The following is a 4733-nucleotide window of genomic DNA, read 5'->3' as shown; positions in this document are numbered from 1 at the left end:
CCACCGTCTGCCGCACTCCCAGGCTAGATGAATTCATCGACAATACCCGCAGGAGAACGTGCTTATGAACTTCAAGAAGACCCTGGTAGCAGTGGCTGCCATTGCAACATTCTCTTCCGCCGCGTTTGCGGAAAAGCTTTCCGTGGCGGCAACGCCGGTACCCCACGCCGAGATCCTGGAATTTGTTAAGCCCAAGCTGGCGGAACAGGGTGTGGAGCTGGATGTGAAGGTGTTTACCGATTACGTCCAGCCTAACGTGCAGGTGGATCAGAAGCGGATGGACGCGAACTTCTTCCAGCATCAGCCGTACCTGGACGAGTTCAATGACGGCCGTGGTACCAATCTGGTCAGCGTAGTGGGTGTTCACGTTGAGCCGTTCGGTGCCTACTCAAGCCGAATTGACTCTCTGGAAGCCCTTGAAGAAGGCGCCACAGTGGCGATCCCCAACGATCCCACCAACGGTGGCCGCGCATTGCTTCTGCTGCAGAAAGCCGGCCTGATCACCCTGAAGGACGGCAGCAAGATCACCGCCACGCCGCGTGATATCGCTGAAAACCCGAAAGATCTGGAATTCAAGGAACTGGAAGCCGCTACCTTGCCGCGTATCCTGAACCAGGTGGATCTGGCGCTCATCAACACCAACTACGCGTTGGAAGCCGGCCTTAATCCGACGGAAGATGCGCTGGTTATTGAGGGGGCTGAATCGCCGTACGTAAACATTCTGGTGGCTCATGAAAGCCGCGCCAACGATGAGGCAATCCAGAAGCTGGCGAAGGCGCTGACAACGGATGAGGTCAAGGCGTTTATCAAGAAGCAGTACGAGGGAGCCGTGGTTCCGGCATTCTGAGGCCAGGAACGATAGGCATAAAAAAGCCGGGCATTAGCCCGGCTTTTTCGTTTCAGCGGATTGCGCGTTCAGCGCTTAATCTCCACTCCAGTTCGATCCCGGGTCCGGTGTCATCCGCAGGTAGGACTTCACCGCCCGATAGCCTTTCGGGAAACGTTCTTTTATTTCATCCTCATCCTGCAGGGACGGCACGATCACCACGTCGCCGCCGGGTTCCCAGTTACCTGGTGTCGCCACTTTGTGGATGTCGGTCATCTGCAGAGAATCGACAACCCGGAGTACTTCGTTGAAGTTGCGACCGGTGCTGGCCGGGTAAGTGATCATCAGGCGGATTTTCTTGTTCGGGTCGATCACGAACAGCGAACGCACAGTCAGCGTCTCATTGGCGCTGGGGTGGATCATGTCGTAAAGGCTGGACACCTTGCGATCGTGGTCGGCAATGATCGGGAAGTTGACGGCACAACCCTGGGTTTCGTTGATGTCCTTGATCCACTCCTTGTGAGAATCGACCGGGTCCACGCTCAGGGCGATCGCCTTGACGTCACGTTTGGCGAATTCGTCTTTCAGCTTGGCCGTCAGCCCCAGCTCTGTGGTGCACACTGGCGTAAAGTCCGCAGGGTGTGAGAACAGAATGCCCCAGCTGTTGCCCAGCCACTCGTGAAAATCGATCCTGCCTTCACTGGAATCCTGCTCAAAATCCGGTGCGGTATCTCCCAGACGTAAACTCATCGCGTTTCCTCCTTTGATGATACGAAAGCCCGGCCAGACGAAGCGCCGGCATAAGATTCAGTCTATACAATAAACAGTGGAGACGGATGGGAGAAAACCAAGGGGCGTTGATCTGCCTCATCCGTCTTCATGTTTCGATCAGTTCACGCCGACTGACCGCTCTTTCTCGAAATGCTCACGGGTGAGCTTGAATACCACCGGGCTCAGCAACAGCAAGGCCACAAGGTTTGGCAGTGCCATCATGGCGTTAAGCGTATCGGCGATCAGCCAGATCAGGCCAAGGTTGATGGTGGCGCCAACCGGTATCGCCAGTATCCAGATCACGCGGTACGGCACGATGGCTTTGACGCCGAACAGGAACTCAATGCAGCGTTCGCCGTAAAAGGACCAACCAATAATGGTGGTAAAGGCAAAAATCGCCAGTGAGATGGCGACCACGTAGTTGCCAAATCCGGGCAGTCCGCTTTCAAAGGCCAATGAGGTCAGTGCCGCACCGGTTTCGCCGGAGGTCCAGGCGCCAGAACTGATGATGACAAGGCCGGTGATACTGCACACGATGATGGTGTCGATGAACGTGCCCAGCATGGCAACCATGCCCTGGTTGATCGGGTTCTTGGTCTGGGCTGCCGCGTGAGCGATAGGGGCGGACCCCAGGCCGGCCTCATTGGAGAAAATGCCGCGGGCCACACCAAAGCGCACAGCCGCCCAGACGGCGGCGCCGGCAAAGCCACCTTCGGCAGCTACCGGACTGAATGCGTGGGTGAACACCATGGCGATGGCACTCGGGATTTGATCGGCGTTAATAGCCAGTACCATCAGGCCAACCAGGACATAGGCGATGGCCATAAAGGGCACCAACGTGCTCGCCACCTGGCCGATGCGTTTGATACCGCCGATCAGCACAAGGCCCACCAGTACCATCAACACAAGGCCGGTAACCCAGTGTGGCAGGTTAAAGTTGGTTTCCAGAACATCAGCCACCGAGTTGGCCTGCACCGTGTTGCCAATGCCAAACGCGGCCACCGCTGCGAAGATGGCGAACAGCACACCCAGCCAGGCCCATTTTTTGCCCAGGCCGTTGCGAATGTAGTACATCGGGCCGCCCGTGTAGGCGCCGCGTTCGTCCACTTCCCGGAAGCGTACCGCCAGTACCGCCTCCGAATATTTGGTGGCCATACCAACCAGCGCCGTCAGCCACATCCAGAACAGGGCTCCGGGGCCGCCCAGGAATACCGCGGTGGCAACGCCAGCGATATTACCGGTACCGACGGTGGCAGACAGTGCGGTCATCAGGGCCTGAAACGGAGGGATTTCGCCCTCGGATTCGGCCCCGGTGCGACCTTTCCACATCAGTTGAAAACCGGCTCGCAGTTTCAACACCGGCATCAGCTTCAGGCCAATGCTCAGAAACAACCCGACACCAAGAATCATCACCAGCATGGGTGGGCCCCAGACCAGTGCGTTAATGCTGCTAATAAACGACTCAAAGGCTTCCATGGGAATCTCCCTGTTTTTGTGCCTTGGTAATGAGGAGCTTCCGCGACAACGGCAATATGGATCTGAATAATACAGACCCGGGCTCGGCGGGAGCTTATAACTCATTGAGTTTATATACTTATTTTTGTCTGTAAATATTCGCCGCAAAGAATTCGCCGTTCTGACGCGCCGCGTGTCGGCAAAGCTATTGGATTCGGAGCCTCTCGGGTTAAGCTGTGGACTGGTTACCTCAGGAGCCCTTCTATGCCGGAAACCCTAAGCCGCTCTGATTGGCATTCTGCCGATACGTCGGTTAACGCCATGCCCGAGACCATTCACGTCCAGGCAGGTGAGTTGTCATTCTGTGTGGAAACCCGGGGAGATCCCGCCGGGGAGCCGGTGATCTTCGTGATGGGATTGGGGGCGCAGATGACGCTCTGGCCGGAGGCATTGCTGAACCAGTATGTGTGTGAAGGCTACCGGGTAATCCGGTTTGATAACCGTGACATTGGCCTGTCATCGCACCTTAAGGATCGTCTGGAGGGTCATCCGGTTGCGGTCATGGCAAGGCACCGGATGGGCCTGCCGATCGCCGCGCCCTATACCCTGCATGACATGGCGGACGATGTGTGTCACGTGATGGATGCCCTGAGCCTGGCCAGCGCTCATCTGGTGGGTGTTTCCATGGGGGGGATGATCAGCCAGCTGGTGGCTGCGAATCGCCCCGAACGCGTGCGCTCGGCGACCCTTATCATGACCTCCACCAACAGTCCGCGTCTGCCAATGCCAAAGTCAAAGCTGATCTGGCGCCTGGCAGGTATTGGCGCCAAGGGGCATGATGAAGCGGCCGTTGTCGCACGCTCCCTGGACTTCTGGAGGGCGATTCAGAGCCCGGGCTACCCTCCTCGCGAACAGGAAGTGAGAGACCGGATCGTGCGGGAGTTCCGGCGCAGCTATCATTCCGCCGGCATTCTCCGCCAGACCCGTGCCATCCTGGCAACTGGCAGCCTGTCATCAGCGACACGGCGTATACGGGTGCCGGTATCCGTAATTCATGGCAAGGCCGACCCGCTGGTGCGGCCGGTAGCTGCGGAGCAGTTGGGGTATCTGATGCCCCACGCCCGCGTTGAGATGATTGAGGGCATGGGGCACGATCTTCCGGAACCTCTGTTGTCGCGGTTTGCCGGGATCGGGTTTGAAACCATGGCGCAACAGCCGAGGCAGGGCAACGGCTGATGGCCTGCGCCCGCAGAAAGAGATAGAGATCGCGGGTTGGGGGTTTATTACTTCCAGTTTTCGCCCTCATTGCCTATGTTTAAAGAGGGACGAATCCAGAATATGACCGGTCAGGGAGTCTGCCAATGCAATCGCTAAAAGTATCCGATGTCATGTGGAACCACATCGAGCCCATTCGTCGTGGGACGCCCTTAACCAAAGTGGTCAAAACCCTGCTCCACAACCATGTCACGGGCCTGCCGGTGGTAGATGACCAACGCAAGGTGATCGGGTTTGTGTCCGAGCAGGACTGTATCCACGCCCTGCTGGTGAGCAACTACCACCACGAAGGCGACCCGATCGTGGACGACGTTATGTTTCGCAATCCGGTCACCATATCCGCGGAAATGTCTGTCGTGGATCTGGCCCAGAACCTGGGCGCAGGCAAGCCCAAAGTCTACCCGGT

At 57.6% G+C, this 4733-nt stretch carries 5 protein-coding genes; 3 read left to right on the top strand and 2 right to left on the bottom strand.

The window, feature by feature from the left end; all coding sequences use genetic code 11:
- Positions 1 to 64: 64 nt before the first annotated feature.
- The gene (locus MDG893_RS20225; RefSeq protein ID WP_007155713.1) at positions 65 to 847 is read left to right on the top strand and encodes a MetQ/NlpA family ABC transporter substrate-binding protein; all 783 of its coding nucleotides are present in this window, start codon (positions 65 to 67) and stop codon (positions 845 to 847) included.
- Positions 848 to 922: 75 nt separating this feature from the next.
- Here MDG893_RS20225 and MDG893_RS20220 read toward each other — a convergent pair whose 3' ends face one another.
- Positions 923 to 1576, bottom strand: coding sequence for a peroxiredoxin (locus MDG893_RS20220; protein ID WP_007155712.1), 654 nt, complete (start codon positions 1574 to 1576; stop codon positions 923 to 925).
- A gap of 138 nt (positions 1577 to 1714) precedes the next feature.
- Complete coding sequence (locus MDG893_RS20215; RefSeq protein WP_007155711.1) at positions 1715 to 3073, bottom strand: alanine/glycine:cation symporter family protein; 1359 nt, start codon at positions 3071 to 3073, stop codon at positions 1715 to 1717.
- A gap of 243 nt (positions 3074 to 3316) precedes the next feature.
- Between MDG893_RS20215 and MDG893_RS20210 the strand changes: the two genes are divergently transcribed.
- Complete coding sequence (locus MDG893_RS20210) at positions 3317 to 4288, top strand: alpha/beta fold hydrolase (RefSeq protein WP_007155710.1); 972 nt, start codon at positions 3317 to 3319, stop codon at positions 4286 to 4288.
- Positions 4289 to 4413: 125 nt separating this feature from the next.
- A partial coding sequence (locus MDG893_RS20205; protein WP_007155709.1) for a CBS domain-containing protein occupies positions 4414 to 4733 on the top strand: 320 nt, incomplete at its 3' end.

The sequence above is a fragment of the Marinobacter algicola DG893 genome (assembly GCF_000170835.1).
GTDB classification, from domain to species: domain Bacteria; phylum Pseudomonadota; class Gammaproteobacteria; order Pseudomonadales; family Oleiphilaceae; genus Marinobacter; species Marinobacter algicola.
This window is presented reverse-complemented; position numbering and strand designations above follow the sequence as displayed.

Coding starts and splice junctions, on each gene's coding strand:
- MDG893_RS20225 (WP_007155713.1), top strand. CDS start 65: ATGAACTTCAAGAAGACCCTGGTAGCAGTGGCTGCCATTGCAACATTC.
- MDG893_RS20220 (WP_007155712.1), bottom strand. CDS start 1,576: ATGAGTTTACGTCTGGGAGATACCGCACCGGATTTTGAGCAGGATTCC.
- MDG893_RS20215 (WP_007155711.1), bottom strand. CDS start 3,073: ATGGAAGCCTTTGAGTCGTTTATTAGCAGCATTAACGCACTGGTCTGG.
- MDG893_RS20210 (WP_007155710.1), top strand. CDS start 3,317: ATGCCGGAAACCCTAAGCCGCTCTGATTGGCATTCTGCCGATACGTCG.